Annotated in this window: 14 protein-coding genes and 1 pseudogene; 6 read left to right on the top strand and 9 right to left on the bottom strand. The window is 71.1% G+C overall.

The window, feature by feature from the left end; all coding sequences use genetic code 11:
• The 3 genes from AB0E78_RS36725 to AB0E78_RS36735 all read right to left on the bottom strand — a co-directional run.
• Nucleotides 1-2,298: type I polyketide synthase (locus AB0E78_RS36725; RefSeq protein WP_361842419.1), on the bottom strand; the 2,298-nt coding region annotated here is incomplete at its 3' end.
• Between the two features lie 463 nt (nt 2,299-2,761).
• Nucleotides 2,762-3,505 carry a TetR/AcrR family transcriptional regulator gene (locus AB0E78_RS36730; protein WP_361842422.1) on the bottom strand — a complete coding sequence of 248 codons (744 nt, stop codon included), beginning with the start codon at nt 3,503-3,505 and terminating at the stop codon, nt 2,762-2,764.
• Between the two features lie 5 nt (nt 3,506-3,510).
• Nucleotides 3,511-5,103, bottom strand: coding sequence for an MFS transporter (locus AB0E78_RS36735; RefSeq protein WP_361842425.1), 1,593 nt, complete (start codon nt 5,101-5,103; stop codon nt 3,511-3,513).
• Nucleotides 5,104-5,634: 531 nt separating this feature from the next.
• Between AB0E78_RS36735 and AB0E78_RS36740 the strand changes: the two genes are divergently transcribed.
• The 5 genes from AB0E78_RS36740 to AB0E78_RS36760 all read left to right on the top strand — a co-directional run bounded on the left by AB0E78_RS36740 (nt 5,635) and on the right by AB0E78_RS36760 (nt 12,624).
• Entirely contained in the window at nt 5,635-6,909 is a 1,275-nt protein-coding gene (locus AB0E78_RS36740) for an acyltransferase domain-containing protein (protein ID WP_361842428.1), read from the top strand.
• 236 nt (nt 6,910-7,145) lie between these two features.
• Nucleotides 7,146-7,325 (top strand): DUF5302 domain-containing protein, encoded by a 180-nt coding sequence (locus AB0E78_RS36745; RefSeq protein WP_361842429.1) that lies wholly within the window; start codon nt 7,146-7,148, stop codon nt 7,323-7,325.
• Between the two features lie 221 nt (nt 7,326-7,546).
• Entirely contained in the window at nt 7,547-9,361 is a 1,815-nt protein-coding gene (locus AB0E78_RS36750; RefSeq protein WP_361842432.1) for an acyl-CoA dehydrogenase, read from the top strand.
• On the top strand, nt 9,358-10,359 hold the full coding sequence (locus tag AB0E78_RS36755; protein ID WP_361842435.1) for a 4'-phosphopantetheinyl transferase superfamily protein: 1,002 nt from the start codon (nt 9,358-9,360) through the stop codon (nt 10,357-10,359). The genes AB0E78_RS36750 and AB0E78_RS36755 overlap by 4 nt, the downstream gene beginning before the upstream one ends.
• 204 nt (nt 10,360-10,563) lie before the next feature.
• The gene (locus AB0E78_RS36760) at nt 10,564-12,624 is read left to right on the top strand and encodes a condensation domain-containing protein (RefSeq protein WP_361842438.1); all 2,061 of its coding nucleotides are present in this window, start codon (nt 10,564-10,566) and stop codon (nt 12,622-12,624) included.
• Nucleotides 12,625-12,729: 105 nt separating this feature from the next.
• Here AB0E78_RS36760 and AB0E78_RS36765 read toward each other — a convergent pair whose 3' ends face one another.
• From AB0E78_RS36765 to AB0E78_RS36780, 4 genes are read right to left on the bottom strand one after another with little or no spacing between them, the layout of a single operon-like run.
• Nucleotides 12,730-13,752, bottom strand: a complete 1,023-nt coding sequence (locus tag AB0E78_RS36765) for an acyltransferase domain-containing protein (RefSeq protein WP_361842441.1) — start codon at nt 13,750-13,752, stop codon at nt 12,730-12,732.
• Nucleotides 13,753-13,793: 41 nt separating this feature from the next.
• Nucleotides 13,794-14,837, bottom strand: a complete 1,044-nt coding sequence (locus AB0E78_RS36770) for a polyprenyl synthetase family protein (RefSeq protein WP_361842443.1) — start codon at nt 14,835-14,837, stop codon at nt 13,794-13,796.
• Nucleotides 14,834-15,886, bottom strand: coding sequence for a terpene cyclase (locus tag AB0E78_RS36775; protein WP_361842446.1), 1,053 nt, complete (start codon nt 15,884-15,886; stop codon nt 14,834-14,836). The genes AB0E78_RS36770 and AB0E78_RS36775 overlap by 4 nt, the downstream gene beginning before the upstream one ends.
• Entirely contained in the window at nt 15,883-17,292 is a 1,410-nt protein-coding gene (locus AB0E78_RS36780; RefSeq protein WP_361842449.1) for a cytochrome P450, read from the bottom strand. The genes AB0E78_RS36775 and AB0E78_RS36780 overlap by 4 nt, the downstream gene beginning before the upstream one ends.
• 254 nt (nt 17,293-17,546) lie before the next feature.
• Here AB0E78_RS36780 and AB0E78_RS36785 point away from each other — a divergent pair, with 254 nt between their 5' ends.
• Nucleotides 17,547-18,731, top strand: coding sequence for a spore photoproduct lyase family protein (locus AB0E78_RS36785; RefSeq protein WP_361842451.1), 1,185 nt, complete (start codon nt 17,547-17,549; stop codon nt 18,729-18,731).
• On the opposite strand, the gene thrS is transcribed toward AB0E78_RS36785, so the two are convergent.
• Together thrS and AB0E78_RS36795 are read right to left on the bottom strand one after the other, a co-directional pair.
• The gene (gene thrS / locus AB0E78_RS36790) at nt 18,708-20,081 is read right to left on the bottom strand and encodes a threonine--tRNA ligase (RefSeq protein ID WP_361842454.1); all 1,374 of its coding nucleotides are present in this window, start codon (nt 20,079-20,081) and stop codon (nt 18,708-18,710) included. The genes AB0E78_RS36785 and thrS overlap by 24 nt on opposite strands.
• Before the next feature lie 463 nt (nt 20,082-20,544).
• Nucleotides 20,545-22,367, bottom strand: a pseudogene (locus AB0E78_RS36795) (discoidin domain-containing protein).
• Nucleotides 22,368-22,461 lie beyond the last annotated feature (94 nt).

Below are 22,461 nucleotides of genomic sequence, written 5' to 3' on the forward strand. Positions count from 1 at the left end.
CTTGAAGGCTTCTGCGAGTTGGGGTAGGAGGGGGTCCATTTGGGCGTGGTGGGAGGCGTAGTCGACGTTGATTTTGCGGGTGTAGATGTTTTGTTCGTCCAGGTGGGTGATGAGTTGGTCGATGGCGTGGGTGGTGCCGGAGATGACGGTGGAGGTGGTGGTGTTGATGGCGGCGATGGAGAGGTCGTTGCCGTAGGGGGTGATGAGGTTTTGGACGGTGGTGTGGGGTTGTTCGATCAGGGCCATGGCGCCGTTGCCGGTGTGGGGCAGGACGGCTTTGGAGCGGGTGGCGGCGATGTGGGCGCCTTGGTTGAGGGTGAGGGCGCCGCTGGTGACGGCGGCGACGACTTCGCCCTGGGAGTGGCCGATGACGGCGGCGGGGGTGATGCCCAGTGCCTGCCAGGCGGCGGTGAGGGCGATGCCCATGGCGAACAGGGCGGGCTGGACGACATCGACGCGGTCCAGCGGCGGGTTGTCGGGGTGGTCGGGGTCGGTGAGCACTTGGCGCACGGACCAGCCGGTGTGGGGCATGAGGGCGGTGTCGCAGGCGTCGATGGCTTCGGCGAAGGCGGGGTTGTGGTGGTAGAGGTCGGTGCCCATGCCGTGCCACTGGCTGCCTTGGCCGGGGTAGACGAACACGATCTTCCCGCGCGGGGCGGCCGTACCGGTGACGGTGTGGTCGTGGGGCTGGTCGGTGGCCAGCGCGCGCAGGGCTTCGGCGGCTTCCTCGGCGGTTGAGGCCAGGATGGCGCCCCGGCTGTCGAAGTGTGTGCGGTGCAGGGCTGCGGTGGTGGCCACGGCGCCCAGGTCGGCGGTGTCGTGTTGCTGGAGCCAGTCGGCCCACCGTCCGGCCTGCTCGCGCATGGCGTTCTCGGTGCGCCCGGAGACCACAACCGGCAGTACTGCCCCGGGAGTTGGCCCGCCCGAGTCCTCCTCGGCGGCGACTTCGGCGACCTCGGCCCTCTCGGGTGCTTCTTCGATGATGACGTGCGCGTTGGTGCCGCTGATGCCGAAGGAGGACACGCCTGCCCGGCGTATGCGCTCGCCGCGTTGCCAGGGCTGGTTGTCCTGGAGGAGTTCCAGGCCGCTGCCGTCCCATTCGATGTGGCTGCTGGGTGCCTGGGCGTGCAGCGTCTTGGGAAGCGTCTGGTGCTGGAGTGCCAGGACCATCTTGATGACCCCGGCCACACCGGCGGCGGCCTGCGCGTGCCCGATGTTGGACTTGGAGGAGCCCAGATAGAGGGGCCGGTCGGCAGCCCGGCCGGGGCCGAACACCTCGGCCAGCGCACCCGCCTCGATCGGGTCACCCAGCGAGGTGCCGGTGCCATGCGCCTCGATGGCGTCGATGTCGGCGGGGGCGAGGCGCGCGGACGCCAACGCGTCGTGGACGACCCGCTGTTGGGAGGGGCCGTTGGGGACGGTCAGGCCCTGGCTGCGGCCGTCCTGGTTGACGGCCGAACCCTTGATGACGGCGAGGATCTGGTCACCGTCACGCTGGGCCGCCGACAGGCGCTTGAGGACGAGGATGCCCACGCCCTCGGACCAGCCCGCGCCGTCCGCGTCATCGGAGAAGCTCTTGCACCGCCCGTCCGCGGCCATGCCCTTGAACTGGCTCGACTCCACGAACAGTGCGGGCGAGGACATCACGGTCACGCCGCCCGCCAGGGCGAGTTCGCACTCGCCGGCGCGCAGTGCGGCCGCAGCGGAATGCAGGGCGACCAGGGAGGACGAGCAGGCGGTGTCGATCGTGACGGCGGGGCCCTGCAGGCCGAGCACGTACGAGACGCGGCCCGAGATGACGCTGCTGGAGACGCCGGTGCCCTGGTAACCGTCCAGGTAGGTCAGGCCGGTCTGGTCGTCGGCGTAGTCGGCACGCATGGCGCCGAGGTAGACGCCGGTGCGGCTCTCGGCCAGTGTCTCGGGCCGGATGCCCGCACGCTCCAACGCCTCCCAGGAGGCCTCCAGGACCAGCCGCTGCTGCGGGTCCATCGACTGCGCCTCGCGCGGCGGGATCCCGAAGAACTCGGCGTCGAACCCCTCGACGCCGGCGAGGAACCCTCCTTCGTGGGCGTAGCTCTTGCCCGGGGTCTGCGGATCCGGGTCGTAGAGCTCCAGGTCGTCCCAGCGGGCCGGGAACTCCCCTATGGCGTCCCGCCCTTCGTGCAGGAGCCGCCAGTACTCCTCGGGGCTGGTCACCTCGCCGGGGAAGCGGCAGGCCATCGACACGATCGCGACCGGTTCGACGCGCTGTTCCTCGAGTTCCGCGTTGCGCTGCTGAAGCTGCAGCACTGCTGCCATCGCTCGGCGCAGACGATCTTCGTTACCGGTGGGCCTGCTCACGTCCGTCATTCGACTCGACTCCGTCACTTTCTCCGTGAATGCGACAGAGCCGTATCGCGGGTGCGATACGGCTCTGGGGGCAAATCTCTGATTTCCAGTGAAGGAAAGATTGTCCAAGATCTTCGTCTTCAGAACGCGATTGATGATTCGCGGAAGTGACCTTGAATGAACGGGGGTTGCCTGTGTGCAGACACACCGATCCCGTTCGAAAAGTGTGACAGACGAGATGTGGTCGCGTCAACTTTCAAACGACGCGACGAGTGGGGCGTGACCTGGGGGTTCGGCCGCTCGTCTGCTGGTAAGGAGCCATTTTTGGCGGCACTTGAGGGAGACTGTAGAAATGGCTGACGAATAGGATGAGTTCCTATTCGCCAGCCATGGTGAAGCAATATTGAAGTGTTCTTCGAGCGGTTCTTGAGTCCTAGTCCGTCTCGCCGGCCTTGATGCGCATGCCGTCCACCATGCAGCTGAGTCCGAAGGAGAAATGGTCGTCCCAGTCACGGGATTCACCGGCCTCCAGATTCGCCCGCATGCGCGGGAACTGATCTCCCACGGCCTCCAGCATCGGAGGGAGCCAGAGCGACTTGACCTCTTCGGGGTCGAGGGCCGCCTCGCGCATCCGGGACAGCCACTTCACCTCGTCGGCGGCGAAGCCGAGGACGTAGTTCACCAGCGTTCCCACCGCGCGGTAGGCGTGGGGCGGCGCGAACCCGCCCTGCTCGACGAGACCGATGAGGGTCTCGAACATGGCCAGGGCGTGCGGCCCGACCATGGCGTACGTTCCGGCGAGCTGGCTGGACCACGGGTGTTCCCGGATGACGCGCCGCAGGTCGTGGGCGATGTGCTCGGCCTGCCTGCCCCAGTCCGCATCGGGTTTCGGTGCCCGGTCGAGCCGGCCGAAGATCTCGTCGAGTGCGAACTCCAGGAGGGCGTCCTTGGTCGGGACGTGCCAGTAGAGGGACATCGCCGCGACCCCGAGGTCGGTCGCGAGGCGGCGCATGGAGAGGGCGCCGAGGCCCTCGGTGTCGAGGATCTGGACGGCGGCCGACACGATCTGATCGCGGCTCAGGGCGGGATGGCTGCCGCTGGTCTGGGGCCGACGACGGGCCGGCCCGGACAGCCAGATGCTGTCCAGGCGCGGCTTTCCGCCGGTGTTCGTCGTCATGGCGGTCAGGATACGCCCGCGTTGTCCTGGCTCAGCTGCTGGTCCAGCGCCTCCTCGGGTTCGGCGGGGGCCGCCGCCGGGGTGCTGCCCTTGCGCAGGACGAACCAGGCGAGGAGGCCGGCGGCCACGGCCGCCGCGGCGCCGAACCGCAGGCTCTGGGAGATGCCGGAGACGAACGCCTCCCGGACCTCGTCGACGACACGGGGTGCGTTCGCGCCCTGGGCCGCCGCGTCCAGCGCCTGGCCGACCGAGTGTCCGGAGTCCTCGGGCAGCGAGCCGGGCAGCTTCGACGTGAACTGCGCGGCGGCCAGGCTGCCGAGCGCCGCCACACCGAACGCGCTGCCGAACTCCTGCATCGTGGAGTTGAGCCCGGAGGCCATGCCCGCACGCTCCGGCGGAATGGCGCTCATGAGGGTGTTCGACGAGGCGGGCAGCGCGATGCCGACACCGCCGCCCATCAGGGCCAGGCCGAACAGGGTGACCACGTAGCCGGTGTCCGCGCCCACGAAGCTCAGGGTGACGAGCCCCAGACCCAGCACGATCAGGCCGAACGCCAGGGTGGCCGGGGCGCCGATGCGGGCGCTCAGCTTCGGGCTGAACGGGGTCATCGCGAGCAGGACGATCGCCATGGGAATGACGCCGAAACCGGCCTGGAGCGGGCTGTATCCGAGGACGAACTGCAGGTACTGCGTGAAGAGGAAGAGCGAGCCCGCCATGGCGACGGACGTCAGCGCGGCACTGCCCACGGCCCCGCTGAACAGGGGATTGCGGAAGAGGGAGAGGTCCAGCATCGGGTCCTTGGCCCGCCGCTCCCAGATGATGAAGCCGATCAGCGCGACCAGGCCGGCGGCGAGCGGAACGATCACATCGGCGGAGCCCCAGCCGTGCTCGGGCGCGGAGATGACCGCGTACACCAGGCCGACGCCCATCACCGCGGACAGCACGACGCCGGGTACATCGGGCTTGCGGACCTGCGGGTCCCGCGACTCGGGCACCAGGGCGACCATGACGACCAGTGCGGCGATGCCGATCGGGACGTTGATCAACAGGACCGAGCCCCACCAGAAGTGGTCGAGCATGAACCCGCCGATCACCGGGCCGAGAGCGATGCCGCCCGATGCCACGCCCGTCCAGATCGCGATGGCCTTGGGCCGTTCCTTCTCGTCGAAGACCTGGAGCAGGACGGCGAGGGTGCTGGGCATCAGGAAGGCCGCGCCCACGCCCATGCCGATCCGGCTCACGATGAGCTGGGTCGGGCTCTCGGAGAAGGACGCCACCCCGGAGCCGACGGTGAACAGCACCAGCCCCAGGAGCAGGGCCCGCTTGCGGCCGAAGCGGTCGGACAGTGACCCCGTGGTCATCAGCAGTCCGGCCAGCACCAAGGTGTAGCCGTTCATGACCCACTGGATCGACGAGGTGTCGGCGTGCAGTGACTCGGTGATCGAGGGGATCGCCACCGTCAGCACGGTGTTGTCGAGCAGGACCAGGAGGAGTGCGAGGCACAGGGCGGAGAGGATCCACCAGCGCTGCGGATGCGCTTGGGGTCCTGTCGCTGTCCCCGTCGCGTCCGGCGTTCCGTGCGATGAGTTCTTGGTCAAGGCGAGTTCTCCCTTGCGGATGCGCAGCCTTACGGCGTACGTGCCACTTACGGCGTACGTGCAACTTACGACGTACGAGACACTTACACAGTAAGGGAACTGCTGTCGTGGGGGGCGGTGATTTCCGGCCACGGCCACAAGGGGCGGCCGGAGCACGGTCGGAGAGGTGCGGCGCGGCATCGGCGCATCCGCGCGACGAGAGCGAGCCGGGCCGGTGCCATCAACCCTGCTGCACCCGGGAGGTGTTGTCGACGCAGGTGGACGCGTCCTCGAGCGGCCCTCGAGCGGAAGTGGCGCTTCTCAAGGGAACTTCAAGCGGGACTGGTGAAAGTGGGTCGATCTGTCCACGCGGATGGGCCGGAACCCGTCGCGACCAGAGCCGAGGAGGAGCCGATGGGTCATGTCACGTCGAGCAGCGGGGGAGGGCCTGCCGCGGCTGTCGGGCCCGCCGTGTCCCGGGCGCCCGTCGCCGTCGTCGGAGTCGGCCGGGGCCGTCACCGCAATCGGCCGGATCCTGTCGCCGTTCGGTGGATGGTGCTCGACGCCGTCTGGTCCGCCGTACGGGACGCCCGTCTCACCCCCCTGGAACTGACGGGCCGCCGGACGGGTGCGTTCTTCCCCCGGGAGCTCGCGGCGCTCGGCGGCGGCACCATCTCCGCGCACCTGGCCCGGGTGCTCGGGCTGCGCGGCCCGGTGGACCCGGTGCCGGGCGCCGACGGTGCGACCGCCGCGCTGCTCGCCGTGCGGAGCCTGGGTGACGGCGAGAGCGACGTGGCCCTGCTGGGCGGAGCCGGGCGCGGGGAACACGACGTACTCGTGCTCTGCCGTCTCGCGGACGCGTTCGCCGCGGGGCGGCGCGTGTACGCGGAGATAGGCGGTACCGGAGCGCGGCGGGCGCCGGGGGAGGCCGTCGAGGGAGAGCTCACCGGGCTGCTGCGTGCCGTGACGCCGCTGGACCGGGGGGAGTTGGTGCCGGATGCGCCGGGCACCCGGCTCGGGCTCGTCCCGTCGCCGGCGCGACACGGTGGACCGGTCACGCGCGGCCTCCTGCCGTCGCCCGGGGCGCCGGGACCGCCGGGACCGCCGGGACCGCCGGACGGATCCGGGGTGGCGGTGCTCTTCGCGGGGGAGTGCCGCGCGTGGTGGCCGACGGGGCGCGAGCTCTACCGGCACTACCCGGTGTTCCGGAAGGCGTTCGACGAGGCGAGTGCCGCACTCGACGTCCATCTGCCGCTGCCGCTCGCCGCCGTGGCGTTCGCGCCGGAAGCGGGCGTGGACGCGGAACTGATCGAGGAGCCCGAGTTCGGCCAGGCGGTCTCCTTCGCCTGCGAACTGGCCCTGTTCCGCCTCTGGGAGGCCTGGGGGCTGCGGGCCGCCGCGGTCACGGGACACGCGGCCGGGGGCCTGACGGCCGCTCATGCGGCGGGAGTTCTCGGGATGGAGGACGCGGCACGGCTGATCGTCGCCCGGGGGCGGCTGGTGCGCACCCCCGCGCGGGGCGGCTCGACGCCGGGCGACTTCCTGGAGGTGGCCCGACGGTGCCGGTTCGAAGAGCCCCTACGGACCTGGATCTGCCCGGAAGTTGAGAGGCGGTCGGGTCATGGACCGCGGTCGGAGGAAGGTGGGCGCTCGCCGGACTACTGGTTGCGGCAGGCGGTTTCGGCACCCGGCCTGCCGCGTGTGGCGGACGCGCTGACGGCGGCGGGGTTCCGTCGCCAGGTGGAGTGCGGGCCGGCGGGGCGGTATGCGGTGCTCTCCGTGCTGGGTGACGCGGAAGGGGCGCCGGTGGTTCAGGGCCGACGGTGAAGTGGGATTCAACCGTTCCTCAAGTGAAGAGAGATGCACTTGCAGTCGTCGGCCGACCAACCATCGGCGGACACGTGAGTGGCACCCCCGTCGCCTCTCCCGGGAACGCGTGCAATGCCGTACTGCCGTCTTTGCTCGATATTCGTTGATCGATTCGACGTCCTCCGTTCCGGGTATTTGTGGGACAGAATATGTGTGCCACTCTGGTTTTGTCATCGATTGCTCAGGAGGCATTTATGACCGATACGCCCGAGCGGAACGCGGACGAGGCCGAAGTCAAGCGTCGCTTCAAGGAGGCCCTTGAGAAGAAGGGGCGTTCCAAGGGGCGATCGGCGCACGAGGAAGGCCGGTTGCGAGTGAAGAGCATGAGCGGAGCAGTGGGACAGAAGCGGTTCTTCCGCCGCAAGACCGGCTGATCCCACCGCGCTTTTGCGCAACAGCTCCGGGAATCGCCCCGGCCCGATCACCGATCGGGCCGGGGCGATTTCCGTGCTCCCCTCGAATATGGCTCGAAGGTGAATTGAATTTCGCTCGACAAACGCTGGAGAAGCGCTTGAGAACCACTTGAGGAGTTTTCTCGTGCAGAGCTGTACGAGGGTTCAAGGCGTCCTTGAGTGAATCTCGTCAAGGTGTTCCCATGACCATCAGCGCCGAGACCGTCCAGTCGCCGGCCGCCGCGCACGGCAGGGCGGAAGCGGACGCCTCCGCCCGGGCCGCGCGGTTCGAGGCGCTGCTCGGCGACCCGTACGACCTCGGCAATCCCCATGGTCTGCACGCCCTGTTCGCCGCCGACGCCCGGCGCACACCGCCCGCGGGGACCGAGGCGCTGCTTGCCCGCGAAGGGCTCGGCGCGGAGTTCGTGCCCGCCGCGTACGGCGGCCGTCTCACCCGCGCCGACCTGCTCGTGCGCGTCCTGCGCCCCGTCTTCCGGCGCGACATCGCGCTCGGGTTCGGCTCCGGCGTCACCTCGCTGTTCGCGGCCGGTGCCGTCTGGGCCGCAGGCAGCGGGCGCCAGCGCCGGGACACCGCCGACCTGCTGCTCGGTGGCGGGCGGGCCACGGCCCTGCACCACGCACCCGCCCCCGCCGACGCGTCACCGCACCAGGACCGCACCGTGACCGCACACGCGAAGGCCGGTGGATACCGCGTCGACGGCCGAAGGGACATGGTCGTCGACGCGGAACGGGCCGACCTCCAGGTGGTCTACGCCCGCACCGCTGCCGCCCCCGGAGCCCGCAGCCACTCCGTGCTGCTCCTCGACCCCGCCGGCCGGCACCCCGGCCACCTGCGGCACCTGCCGCGCGTGGAGACCCTCGGCATGCGCGGAGTGCCGTTCTCCGGCCTGGAGTTCACCGACTGCGCCGTCCCCGCGGACGCGCTCGTGGGCGGTGCGGGGGACGGCACGGAGCTGGCCCTGCGCGTGTTCCAGGTGAACGGCAGCGTGCTCTGCGGCCTCGTCACCCCGGCCGTCGACACCGTGCTGCACTCCGCCGTACGGGCCGTGACCGCCGGTCGCGGCGGGCCCGTCGCCAAGCGCTGGCGCAAGCCGCTCGCGGGCGTCTTCGCCGACCTCCTCGCCTGCGACGCCATGGCCACGGTCGCCCTGCGCGCACTGAGCCTGCTGCCCGCGGGAGCCCACCTTCTCGCCGCCGCCGTGATGTACGTGGTGCCGGGCCAGTTGCGCGAGGACCTGGAGGAACTCGCCACCGTCCTCGGCTCGCACGGTTACGAGCACGCGAGCGCGGAGTACGGCGCGCTCGGCAAACTCATGCGCGACCTGACCGTCGCCGGGCTCGGCCCCACCGGCACCGTGCTCTGCCGGTCCCTGCTCGCCCCCCAGTTGGGGGGCCTCGCGAGAGGCTCCTGGTTCGCCGAACCGGAGCCGCCGCCCGAGCTGTTCCATTCTGCTGCCGAACTCCCCTTCCTGGACTATGGGTTGATCGCGGTCGCGGGCGGCGGCGACTTCATGTGTGCCGCGCTCGTCGGCTCCGCCGCCCGGCTCGCCGCCCTCCGTGGCGCCGGCGGCCACATCGCCGAACTCGCCGTACTTGCCGAGAGGTTCGTCGGTGAACTGCGGGCCCTCAGGGAGGAGTGCCGCCGCCTGCCGACGTCGGGTGCGGCGCTCACCGACCCCGCCGTGATCGTGCTCATCGACCGCTACAGCCGGGTGGTCGGCGCCGCCGCGGTGCTCGGCGTCTGGGAGAGCCAGGACGGCAGCGACCCCTTCCTCGCCGACCCCGCCTGGGCGCTGCTCGCCCTGTCCCGGATCGGCGGAAACCTGGCCCTGCCGGTGCCCGACCTGCCCCACGACTGCCAGGACCGGGTCTTCGGCGAACTCGTCCGCCGCTACCGGGAGGGCCGCGGCTTCGGCCTCGACACGCCGGCCCCCGCACGGGCGGCACCCACCGGTAGGGCACGCACCGCGACCGCACAGGTGAGGAAGGGCCCTTGAGGACCACGCGCACCTCCCCGGAGGCCACCACACAAGCCTTCGGAGCGGCGGCCCGCATCGGCCCGCCGATCCACGTCAGCGGGCCGGACGCACCCTGGCACCGCGTACGCGAGTCCATGGGCCGCCACGGCAACGCCGTCGTCCACGCCACCTGGGGAGAGTGGCTCACCGCGGCCGTCGCCGACCCCGCGCTGCGCCGCCTCCTCGGCCGCGACTGGCAGCGCTACCGGAGCACCGGCGACCCCGCCGTCCGCTTCCGCTTCGCCGTCTCCCGGCTCGTCACGAAGTTCACGGCCGCCGTCGCCCTGCACGTCGAGCCGGCCGAACTGGAACTCGCGTACAAGATCGGCGGACGCCCGTACCTGCGCGGATTCGACCAGCTCGATGTGAGCCTGACCCACACCGACGACCTGATCGCCGTGGTCATCAGCCGCGACGGCCGTATCGGCGTCGACGCGGAACCCGTCGACCGGCCCATGTCCTACGAACTGCTGCACGGCCATGTCCTGACGGCCGCGGAACGCGCCGCACTCGCACCTCTGCCCCCGGACGAACGCGCCGCCGAGATGCTGCGGCTGTGGACCCTGAAGGAGGCCTACACCAAGGCGCTCGGCCAGGGACTGCGGCTCGGCTTCACCGAGTTCGGCTTCGGCCCGGGCGACGGCGAGTCGCACACACCCGGTGGCGAGCTGCACACGCCCGACGGCAGGCCCGCCGCCCGCGGCGAGTGGTCGTTCGCCACGCACCGCGTCCTCGGCCGCTACCTGCTGAGTGTGGCCCGCCAGGACACGGGCCTCGGCGGCTGCCGCGACACGACGGCCCGCGGCATGCTCGACGAGGGCCTCGTGGCGGCGGTCGCCGAACGCCTCGCGGAAGGCGTCGACGAGCGCGTCGACGAGCGCGTCGCCGAGCGGCCCCGCCAGGGCGGTCTCGACAGCCGGTCGCAGGTCCGTCCAGGTCGGCTGGAAGAATCCGGCGCACCTCCCACACACGGCTAACGTGCCCTGCAACGGCAGCGGGGGCGCAGACGACCGGACCATCACGTGTCGGCGCCGTGCCGGCGCCGTAGGAGCGGGCCCGTGCACGCTCGTACCGCACGTGTGGAGAGAGAGGAGGAGGGGCTCTCCGCAGGTACGCGGAGCCCGTGTACGCAGACCGGCGGCGAGACGCCGCGGCACGCGACGCAGGCGCCCCGGACGATCATGAGCACCGACCACGCCCCGCACAGCAGGCCCGACGCACCGATGACCGTCGTCGTCGATCTCGCCGGTGCGCCCGGTCCTGCCCTGCCCGTCCTGGAGCTGCGGGGCCCACTGGACACCCACCGCCTCGAAGCCGCCCTCGACCGCATCGACCGCGAGAGCGCCCGCCCCGCCCGCAGGCCGCTGTGGCGCCACCGTCTGGAGGAGCACGGGCCCGGCCACCACACGCTGCGGCTCACCGCCCGCGCGTCCGCGGGCAGTTCCGTCGACTTCCCGGCCGGCCTGCTCGCCGACCTGCTCACCGACACCCCGCGGCACGAAGAGGGTGCCCGCAGGATCGTGCCGACCTCGCTGCAGCGCGAGCTGATCGCCGACTCCGACGCCCACCCCGGCACCGGCAGGCACAGCGAACAATTCGCCTTCGCCTGGAACGGACCGCTCGATCCGGACAGGTTCACCACCGCCTGGCAGTCCGTCTTCGACCGTGAGAGCGTCCTGCGCGCCACCTTCGAGGACGGTCCCGAGCCCCAGCTGGTGCTGCACGAGCGGATCACGCCCGAAGTCGTCCACCTGCCGCATGCCGCCACCGACTGGTACGCGCTCGTCGAGGCCGACCGCCGCCGGGGTCTCGACCCGCGCGGCCCCGGCCCCCTGCGCATCACCGTCCTGGCCGGCGGCCCGCCAGGGCAGGACACCCCCGCGCCCGCCCGCGTGCTGCTCACCTTCCACCACGCCCTGCTCGACGGCTGGAGCGTACGCAGCCTGCTGCAGGAGTTCTATCGCGCCTATCTCGCGGACGGCGCGCTGCCCGGCGGCGAGCGGCGCCCCGACATCGGCGACTACGCACACTGGCTCACCGCCCAGGACACCGCGCCCGCACGGGACTTCTGGTCCCGAAACGACCTCGCCCCCGCCACCGAGCCGCCCGCCGCCGCCCTCACCGGCGCGGGCGTCGGCCACGCCCGTACCCGCCTCGACACCGAGGAGACCGAGCGGCTCAGGACGTGGGCGGCGGCGCTCGGCAGCCCCGAGAGCAGCGTGCTGCACGCCGTGTGGGCGCTGCTCCTGTACCGGGCCCGGGGCACCGCGGGCCCGGCCCGTGTCCGCTTCAGCTCCACCGTCTCGGGCCGCGGCATCCACTTCGACGGCGTCGAGCGGCTGCCCGCCCCCCTGCGCAATCCGCTGCCGGTCACCGTCGACGTCGACCCGTGCGCGACCGTGCTCGCGGTCCTGGCCGGACTGCGCGACGAAGCCGTGGACCGCGGCGCGTACGAGTGGGTGACGGCAGGTCAGATACGGTCCTGGTCGGGAGCACGGGACACCGGGGCGAGCGGCAGCCTGCTCGTCTTCGAGCACCGGCCGTGCGATCCCGACGGGCTCACGGAGCTGCTCGCCGCGCAGGGCATCCTGGTCGGCTCCCCCGAGACCCTCGGTGTCCGTACCGCCTTCCCCCTCACCCTCGTGGCCCACCACGGCGACGACGGCGGACTCGTCGTCACGGCCTCCTACGACCGCACGCGGCTCGGCGACGCCGACCAGGTCCTCGCGGACACCGCGTTCCTGCTCCGCCAACTCCCCGGCAGGGAAGGGGAGAGGACGACCGTCGGGGAGGTGCTCGCGCTGCTCGACGACCTCCCGAGGCCGCTGGCCCCCGGGCCCGACCGCACCGCGGGGCCGCCCTCCGACGACACCGAGGTGCCCCCGCTCGTGGTGCTGCGCCCGGCCACGCACCCCGGGGCGGGAACGGTCTGCCTGATCCAGACGCCGAGTACCCCGCACTCCGTCCACACCCGGGTCGTGCGGGCCTACCGGGGACCGGAGATGATCGCGCTGCTGCGCCCGGCAGCGGGTTCCCGCCGGCATGAGGCCGTCCTGCGGGCGCTGCGGGAAGGACCCCTGGTCCTGGGCGGATTCTCCGGCGGAGGTGTCGCCGCGTACGAGATCGCGCGATCGGTCGCCGCGTCCGGCGGGCGGGCGCCGGTCGTGGTGCTCACCGGTGCCGCCACGCGGCCCGCCGACTTCGCCCGGACGCTCGAAGCCACGGCACGCCGCTCCCGCTGAGCAAGCGCTGGGTGGTGGTGACGTGCGGAAGCCCGGTCCTCTGGTGCGGAGGACCGGGCTTCCGTGTGTCCTGACAGCTGGGCCGGGTGCGTTGGGCCCTGCCGCCTACCGGACCGGGCCGGACAGGCGTGCCACGAGGTCCTCGAGGCCCTGGCGCGGCGGCACGTCCCGGTGGGACGTGGCCAGGATCTCGGAGCGGGTCGCTCCGTGTTCCGCCAGCGTCTGTTCGAGCGAGTACGAGGCGACCGGGTGCGGGGAGATCTCGACGATCCGCACCGGGTGCCGTGCGGCGAGCCGGGCCGTCGCTTCCGTCAGGAGCGTGGGTTCGCACATGTTGCGCACCCAGTACGCCGCGTCGAGCGCGTGACCGTCGGCGAAGCCGTTCGTGACCGTCGACCAGTACGGCACGGCGGTGCGCCGGGTGCGCAGGGTGCCGAGGCGGCGGATGAGTTCGGGGCCGAGGCCGGCCAGCAGGGTGCTGTGGCCGGCGTAGTCGACGGGGGTGCGCTGGGTGCGCACGCCCCTTTCGGACAGTTCCCGTTCGACCTCGGCGATGCCGTCGTTCGTCCCGGACAAGCACACCTGTACGGGGGAGAGATGACTCGCGAGGAAGACCCGCCCCGCACTTCCGGCGCTGAGGCGTCCGGCTTCCTCGGGCGACAGGTCGCAGACGATGAGCGTGCCGTGCCCCGCCGCCCGTTCGGCCACGAGCCCGGACCAGGTCGCGATGAGCCGCGCCCCTTCCGTAAGGGACAGGGCACCGGCGTCGACCGCCGCGGCGGCCTCGCCGATGCTCGCCCCCAGCACGATGTCGCTCCGCACGCCCCACTCCCGCAGGGTGCGGGCCAGAGCGGTCTGCACGGAGAACAGGACGGGCTGGAGGACGTCGGTGCTCACCAGGGTGCTGCCGTCGTCGGCGCGGAGCTTCTCGGTCACCGACCATCCGGCGACGGCGCGCACGGCGCGGTCGCACTCGTCCAGGGTGGCCCGGAAGGCGGGTTCGGCGAGCAGCGCATGGCCCATGCCGATCCACTGCGGCCCGCCGCCCGAGAAGAGGAAGGCCACCTCGGGGGAGTCCAGTACGGAACTCCGGGCGGCTCGTGCGGTATTCACTGGATTACGGGTCATGAGCGTGTCCTCGGCATTCCTGATGGACCACGGGGCTGTGCTCAGCGGTCGCGACGGGTGATGAGGTCGGCGATCGCGAGCAGTCCCCGCGTCGCCCCAGGACCGAGGGAAGCGCCGAAGAGCTGGTCGAGCGCCTGCTTCCACTGGCGTGCGGCCTCCTGCTCGGCCCAGTCCCGGCCGCCCGCCTCCTCGATCAGCCGGGCCGCCCGGACGACTTCCCCGTCGTTCAGCGGCCGGGGGAGGCGGTACAGCTCCGCGAGGCGGCGCCCCGCATTGCTGTCGCCGGTCAGCGCCGCGACCACCGGCAGGGACTTCTTGTGCCGCCGCAGATCACCGCCGGTGACCTTGCCGGTCGCCCGGGTGTCTCCCCAGATCCCCAGCAGGTCGTCGACGAGCTGAAAGACCATCCCCACGTGGTGTCCGAACCCGCGCAGCCCGGCGACCTGCCGCGAAGTCGCGTCCACCGACAGCGCGCCGAGCGCACACGCCCCGGCGAGGAGCGAGGCGGTCTTGCCCGCCGCCATCGTCAGGCACTCCTCCAGGCCGACCTCCTGACGGTCCTCGAAGGCCATGTCGGAACCCTGGCCCGCCACCAGCTCAAGCAGGGCCCGGCACAGCTCCGACGTCCCGGTGGCATCCGCGGGAGGGGGCGTGGACGCCAGCGTGTCCAGCGCGAGCGCCAGCAGAGCGTCGCCCGCGAGCACGGCCTGAGCCTTGCCGAAGACGTTCCAGGCGGTGCGGCGTCCGCGCCGGAACAGGTCTCCGTCCATCAGGTCGTCGTGCAGCAGCGAGAAGTTGTGCACCAGTTCCACCGCGGCGGCGCCGTCCAGGGCACGGTCGGCCGGACCGCCCGCCGCCTCGGCTGCGGACAGGACCAGGGCTCCCCGCACGCCTTTGCCCCAGCCGTCCTGGCACGGGTTCCCGTTCTCGTCGCACCAGCCGAAGTGGTAGCGGGCGACCGTCCCCACGGGCTCGCTCAGCCGGTCGACGGCACGGCGGATGCGCGGGCCGGTGAGCTGCTGGTACTGCCGCAGCAGGGCCCAGGCCTGTTCCGTGTCCGGCGCCAGGTCCACGGCCGCCGTCATCGTTCCGCCCCCATCAGGGCGCGTTCCAGGTACGCGGCGGGGTGTTCCTGCGAGAGCTGCGCCCCGTCCTGGTAGCGCTTGGTGCGCCGCGACCAGTCGAGGTTGCCGCGCATCCAGGTCCGCATGCCGGCGAGACAGGGCACCAGCAGCGCGGCATGGCGCGGCTGGGCCCGCATCAGCTCCGCCTCGGCGCTCAGGAAGCGCTCGGTCTCCGCGCCGGTGGCGGCGCACACCTCGGCCAGCGCCTGCTCCCGGTCGAGCCCGCGGTGGTACTGCATGAGGTAGGCGAGATTGTGCACCTCGCCCAGCGCACGCTCCTTGTCCAGCGAGTAGACGTCGTTGGTCCAGCACACCACGTTGCAGGCGGCGTCGCGTGCGGCGGTGAACTCCGCGCTGTCGTAGAGGCTTTCGGGGACATCGAGCCCCTCGACGATGTCGATCAGGTCCATGCAGACGTAGATGGCGCCCGTGTGCCGCCTCTTCTCGATGTACGTCGTCTCGTCGGGGACGGTGCCCCTGACCCGGTTGCCGCCCTCCCACACCGTGGCCGTGACCAGGCAGTCCCGCAGATGGCCGATGAACCTGCGGCGCCACTGGGGGGAGGCGCCCGCCGCGGTGCGCTGCCACAGCTCGGCCAGCGAGGAGACCGCGAGCGGTGTGTTCGCCGCGTATCTGACGCTCTCGCCGAAGTCGGGCGCCTCCAGGACCTCCTGCATGGCGCGGACCGTCCGCTCCATGTGGTCAGGGCTGCGGCCGACGCCGCCGTCGTCCAGCTGGTCGTCGACGAGGAAGAGCCAGGCGAACCAGTCGGCCATCAGCTCCAGGTGCCGCGCGCTCGCGGAGGGGTGGACGAGGGAGACGAACCAGCCGAAGTCCGCCCGGTCGAAACGCTCCCTGGCCGACTCGCGGTGCACCAGGCCGGTGCGCCGCACCCAGTCCGCGAGCTGTGCGCGCGCCCGGTCGGTGTGCGGGTTCTCCCGGTAGGGGAAGGGGCAGAAGATCTCGGGTATGTGCGCGAGTTCCGCGCCACCGGTGCTCCGCGCGCTCATGAACGCCGCTCCAGTCGAAGGTGGACGCCGCCCTTGGGGTGCAGCGTGATCAGTGCGTCGGGCAGCACCTCGGGAGCCCCCTCGGGCGTCACCAGGCGGTGCCCGCGGGCCACGGTGGCCAGGGCGAGGCAGATCTCGGTCAGCGCGAAGTGCTTGCCGAGGCAGACCCGGGGGCCGCTGCCGAAGGGAACGTAGGCGTGCTTGGGGCGCTCGGCGATCGCCTCCGGCGTGAAGCGCTCCGGGTCGAACCGCTCCGGGTCGTCCCAGAAGTCCGGGTGGCGGTGCAGGAGATAGCTGTTGACCAGGACCTGAGTGCCCGCGGGCACCCGGTAGCCGTCGATGATGTCCTCTTCGCGGGTGTGCCGCATGAGCTGGTACGCCGGGGAGTAGATGCGCAGGACCTCGTCGACGATCATCCTGGTGTACTTCAGCTTGGCCAGGTCCTCGAATTCCGGCACCGTGCGGTCGCCGAGAACCTCGTCCAGTTCGGCGTGGAGCTTGCTCTCCACCTCGGGGTTCCTGGCCAGCAGATAGAAGGCCCAGGCAAGGGTGTTGGTGGTGGTTTCGTAGGCCCCCACACAGATGTTGAGCACCTCGTGGTGAAGCTGCTCCAGGTCCATTCCCTTTCCGTCCCCCTCGTCCACGGCGTGGAGGAAAAGAGAGAGCATGTCCGGCTCCTCACCGGGCGGGGAATCATCGGCGAGCCGCTTCTTGATGAACTCGGAGACACACTCGTCCATGCAGTCGATCGCCCGGCGCAGCCGCACATGGCTGGGGGTGGGAAAACTCAGCGGCGGGAACGGGAAACTGAAGAAATCTCCCAGTACGGTGTTGGCCAGCTGGAAAGCGCGCTCGAAGGACTGCGCCACACCGCTGATGTCGGCGCTGAAGAGAGACCGGCCGACGATGCGCAGCGCCAGTTGCCCGAATTCGTCGGTGACGTCCAGCGGGGCTTCGGCGTCGGTCCTGGCGTCCCAGCGCTCCAGCATGCTCACCGTCTCGTCCGTCATGTTCCGGGCGAACTTGGGCACCGTGCGCGGGGTGAAGAAGGGCGCCATCATCCGGCGCTGCCTGCGCCAGAGGTCCATGTCGGCGGTGGCGATCAGTCCGTCGCGCAGCACCGGGCGGGCTATGCGGAAGATCGCGGCGTTCTTGTCGTACTGCTCGCTCTTGTCCACCAGGACATGGCGAATGTAGTCCGGATGATTGAGCATGACCATCCGCATGCCGAGCAGCCGGAACCGGTAGATGTCCCCGTGCCTTTCGAGCCCCCCCTTGAGGAAACCGATCTGATCGCGCCGGAATGCGCGGGTGCCGCCGATCCCGTCACGGGCCCGCAGGACGGGAATCTCCTTGAATGGGGTGCTCCGCTGCCCAGGAATGGATTTGCTCAGCGTGGTGGACACCGATACGCACCTCTTTCTGATGTGGAAGCGAAGGGCCTCCTCGGGGAGTTCCCTTTCCGGGAGGATCTCTCGTGCGTCCTCGAACCCCGATTCGACCTCCGATCAATCCAACTGTCAAAGCAGATCGACCCGTTGACGGCAATCCCTCAAGCGAGGCTCCACCGCTGCGTGCCTTTACCTCCGAGCGACCGCCGGGGCTGAGACCCTTGTGTGCGGTGGGGCAGGGAAAAGCAACCGGTGGAAAGGACCAGTACGTGGAGCGGTCGGCGGCAGGAGCTGCCTCGGAAGAGCCTGAGCAGCAGGCTCTCTTCGGGTGGACGGACACCTCGCCGGCCCCGGCCGCCGCACCCGGGGGCGGAGCCTTCCGGGACAGTCCGCGGGCCCGGCGGATGCTCGACGTGCGGGAGGTGTACGCCGAGCCCGCGGCCCTCGACTCGCCGCGCGGCCAGCAGATCATGGCCCGGCTGCCGGGAGTGCGCGTGACCGAGGTCGAGAGCCACTGGCGCATCCCCGCCCTCCACGGCAACGACGGCAACGTCGCCCGGTGGGCCCGCATCAAGACCGAGACGCTCGTCCTCGGCGTCAAGCACACCCTCGCCACCCGCCCCAACGGCAGATCCGCCGACTGGATCGCGCCGGGCCCCTCCAACGGCTGCGCGATGGCCTGCGCCTACTGCTACGTTCCGCGCCGCAAGGGCTTCGCCAACCCCATCACGCTGTTCACCAACATCGAGGCGATCGTCGCCCACGTCCGGCGGCACGTGCGGGCCCAGGGCCCCAAGACGGAACCCAACCAGTGCGACCCCCGGGCCTGGGTCTACGACATCGGCGAGAACGGCGACTGCTCCGTCGACGCCCTGGTCTGCGACAACACGGCCGATCTGGTCGCCGCGTTCCGCGGCCTGCCGACGGCGAAGGCCTCCTTCGCGACCAAGTTCGTCAACCCCGACCTGCTCGCGCTCGACCCGCAGGGGCGCACACGGGTGCGCTTCTCCCTCATGCCCGCCGCCGATGCCCGGCTGCTGGACATCCGCACCAGCCCCGTCGAGGAGCGCATCGCCGCCGCCCCGGACTTCCTCGACGCCGGGTACGAGGTCCACTTCAACCTCTCGCCCGTCGTGCTGCGCCCGGGGTGGCAGCGCGACTGGGCCGACCTGCTGGCCCACCTCGACGACGTCCTGCCCGCCCGCGTGAAGGAGCAGGCGGCGGCCGAAGTCATCATGCTGACCCACAACGAGGCGCTCCACGAGGTCAACCTGGGCTGGCACCCCCGGGCCGAGGACGTGCTGTGGCAGCCGGAGGCCCAGGAGACCAAGCGCTCACAGAACGGGGCACTCAATGTCCGCTACGCCCATGACATCAAGCAGCAGTCACTGACGCGCGTCCAGCAGCTCCTTGCGGCGCACGCGCCGTGGCTACGCGTCAGATACGCCTTCTGAGCCCCCTCGGCGGTGCGGGCGCCCGTGTTCCCACAGGTCGGTGCCGTGGGCCTCGACGAGCGCGCCGACACGGGCGAGGAGGCCGTCCGCGGGCATGGGGTCGAGCCGGCGCCCGTCGCGCAGCCGCAGGGCGACCTGGTCGTCGGCGGCCTCCTTGGCACCGATGACCGCCTGGTAGGGCACCAGGCGGGCCTCCCTGATGCGGGCACCCAGGGTGCCGCGCTCCGGCCCCGCGATCTCGGCCCGCAGTCCGAGCTCCCCGCAGCGCCGCGCGAACGCCACGGCGTTCGGCAGTTCGGCGTCGGAGATGGGCAGGACGGCCAGCTGGGTGGGGGCGAGCCAGGCCGGGAAGGCGCCGCCGTGCTGTTCGATGAGGTGGGCGACGGCTCGCTCCACGCTGCCGATGATGCTGCGGTGGACCATGACCGGGCGGTGCTTCGCGCCGTCCGCGCCGATGTAGTGCAGGTCGAAGCGGTCGGGCTGATGGAAGTCGACCTGGACGGTGGAGAGAGTGGACTCCCGGCCCGCTCCGTCGGCGACCTGGACGTCGATCTTGGGGCCGTAGAACGCGGCTTCCCCCTCCACCGCCTCGTAGGGCAGTCCGGAGCGGTCGAGGACGTCGGTCAGCAGGGCGGTGGACCGTTGCCACAGCTCGGGGGCGGCGACGTACTTGCCGCCGGGGCCCGGCAGGGAGAGCCGGTGGCGGGCCGGGGTGATGCCGAGGGCCTCGTACGCCCGGCGGATCATCTCCAGGGCGGACCGTGCCTCGTCGGCGACCTGGTCCAGGGTGCAGAAGATGTGCGCGTCGTTGAGGTGGATGGCACGGACTCGGGTCAGGCCGCCCAGCACGCCCGAGAGTTCGGAGCGGTACATGCCCCCCAACTCGGCCATGCGCAGCGGGAGTTCACGGTAGCTGTGCGGACGCGAGCGGTAGATCACCGCGTGGTGGGGGCAGAGGCTCGGCCGCAGGACGACCTGCTCCCCGCCGAGGTCCATCGGCGGGAACATGTCCTCGCTGTAGTGCGACCAGTGCCCCGAGATCTCGTACAGCTCCCGCTTGCCGAGCACCGGCGAGTACACGTGCTGGTAGCCCGCCCCGCGCTCGGCGGCGCGGATGTACTCCTCCAGGGTGTGCCGCACGGCCGCGCCGTCCGGCAGCCAGTACGGCAGTCCAGCGCCGATCAGGGGGTCGGTGTCGAACAGGTCGAGCTCGCGGCCGAGCCTGCGGTGGTCATGCATGGCGGTCTCCTCGCGTACGTAGGGCGTACATCGGGCGAGTGACCATGGCGAAGCCCCGGGGCACTCGCCCCGGGGCCTTCGACTGGAACATCGGTCAGCGCGCCGGGACACTCTCCGGCGTCGTCGTCATCGCAGCGCGCTTCATGCGGGGGACGCTAACAGAGGAGCGGCGGTGTCCACCCGGTATTTTTCGCGCGCCGGGGAAGCGCCGGAGCAGGGCTGTGCGGGACGCAGCTCCCGTGGCCGCACCGGCAGCTGTCCTACGCCATCCTGCTCGGCGCCGACCGGACACTCCCTGCGGGCCAGCAGGAGCCGCATCACCGACGAGGCGGCTCCTGCCAGAGCCCTTCGTGGTGGGAAATCCCGCATCTCACCCATGGAGGGCACTGCGCGAGGAAGCGACGAGGGGGAGCCTCGTTCCTCGCGCCCCGGGCGGCCGTCGCCACCCCGTGCGCGGCGGCCGCCGTCAGATCAGCCGCTCCCTTCGCACAGCCACGACGTTACTCCGCCTTTCCTTCACCGTCCGTACACAAGCCGGGAGTTGGTACGAATCGGTGTCCGGTGCGGGCGTGGGTCAGCCCTTCTGTTCCACCCGCACCCAGTCGATCTCCGCCTTGACCCCGCCCGCCGCGACCTTGTCGACGCTGGACTGCGGTAGGCCCCAGTACGGCTGGGTCACCTTGTTCCAGCCCGCCGGGTAGGCGCCGCCGAGGGCGAGGTTGAGGATGACGTACTGGTGGTGGTCGAAGACCCACTCGCCGCGCGTGGACTCCAGCTTGTTGCGCGTCGTCTCCTGGACGAGGCGGTCGTCGACGGAGAAGCGCATGCCCGTCGGCGTCCACTCCACCGCGTATGTGTGCCACTGGTCGGCGGTGCCGCCGTTCGGATACGTCTGGCGGGCGCCGACGTTGCCGTCCGCCGAGTAGCCGGGGCCGTGCAGGGCGGAGCTCGTCCAGTCCGCGTAGCCGATGTTCTCCATGATGTCGGTCTCGCCGGAGGCGGGCCACGAGACGTCCGGGTCGTCCACGTCGCTGCCCAGCATCCAGAACGCGGGCCAGAACCCGTCCCCGACGGGCAGCTTCATGCGGGCACTGACCTTGCCGTACGTGAAGTCGAACGTGGTGTTGGTGTCGACGCGGCCCGAGGTGAAGTCATAGGTGCCGCCGCCCGCGGTGGTGCAGTTGTCGCAGTACTTGGCCTGGAGGACGAGATTTCCGTTCTCCGTACGGATGTTGTTCGTGGAGTCGACGTACGCCTGCGACTCGCCGTTGACCGAGCCCATCTCCGTGCCGGTGCGCACCACCCGCCACTTGGAGCGGTCAAGGCCCCCGCGGTGAAGTCGTCGAAGAACGTCGTCCGGTACGCCCCCGACTGCTCGCCCGGCAACGCCGGATACGCGGCGGACGCGCTGCCGCCCGTGCCCCACACCTGGAACTCGTAGAGGGAGTAGCCGAATTGGGCGGTGGCCGGCGCAGGATTGTAGAAGGACCGGCGTTCCTTGCCGAGCATCCGTACGTAGCGGCCGGTCGCGGGCTGCGAGAGCTTCACGCTGTCGTGCCGGCCCACCGCGTCACCGGGCGACTTGACGTCCGCCCGGCGCGCGGCGACCTCCGAGGCGGAGGGCTTGTGGACCGTGCGCCAGGTCTGGTTGTCGTCGGAGACCTGGAGCTCGTAGTCGACCGCGTAGGCCGCCTCCCAGTACAGGTCCACGGTGTCGATGGTGGAGCGCGCGCCCAGGTCGACCGCGATCCAGCGGTTGGCGTTCCAGTCGCTGGACCAGCGGGTCTGATCGGCCTTGAGGTCGGCGGGCCAGCCGCCGTCGGTCGCGAAGGACGGTGCGTTGCCCGCGTGCTGATAGCGGTTGGAGTAGGCCGGGTGGTTCAGGGCGAGGTTCGAGCGGGTCGTCGAGGCCGGGGCGGGTGTGCCGCCGTACACCTTGAGGGCGTGCAGCGAGTAGCCCCAGGGCGTGGCGCGTTCGACGCCGCGCATCCGTACGTAGCGGCCCGTCACTTCCTGGGGGTAGGTGTGGGCGGTGACGGAGCCGCCCGTGCCCGCCGTCTCGGTGTAGAAGGGGGTCCAGTCGGTGCCGTTCCCGGACACCTCAAGGACGTACTTCTTGCCGTACGCGGCCTCCCAGTCCAGCACGACGCGGTCGACGCGCAGGGTGGCACCGAGGTCGACGCGTATCCACGCGTCGTCGGCGAACTGGCTGGACCAGCGGGTCGAGGCGTTGCCGTCGAAGGCGGCGCCAGGACCCGCGCTGCCCGCCTCGTTGCCGGACGCGGTCGCGGAGGCCGGGTTCGCGGTGTATGCCTCGGCGGCGCGGTCGGTGTCCCAGGCCGCTGCGGCGACCGCGCCGGGAGGGTCGGCCGGCGCCGCGGACGCGAGGCCGGCCATCAGGGTCAGGACGCAGGCCGTCGCCAGCGCGACGACCGGGGTGAGTCTCTTTCTTCGGAACGTGCCGGAGCGCATGCTGCTCTCCTTGCGGGTG

Origin of the sequence: Streptomyces sp. NPDC032198, assembly GCF_040636975.1 — a bacterium.
In the GTDB taxonomy this organism is placed as follows: domain Bacteria; phylum Actinomycetota; class Actinomycetes; order Streptomycetales; family Streptomycetaceae; genus Streptomyces.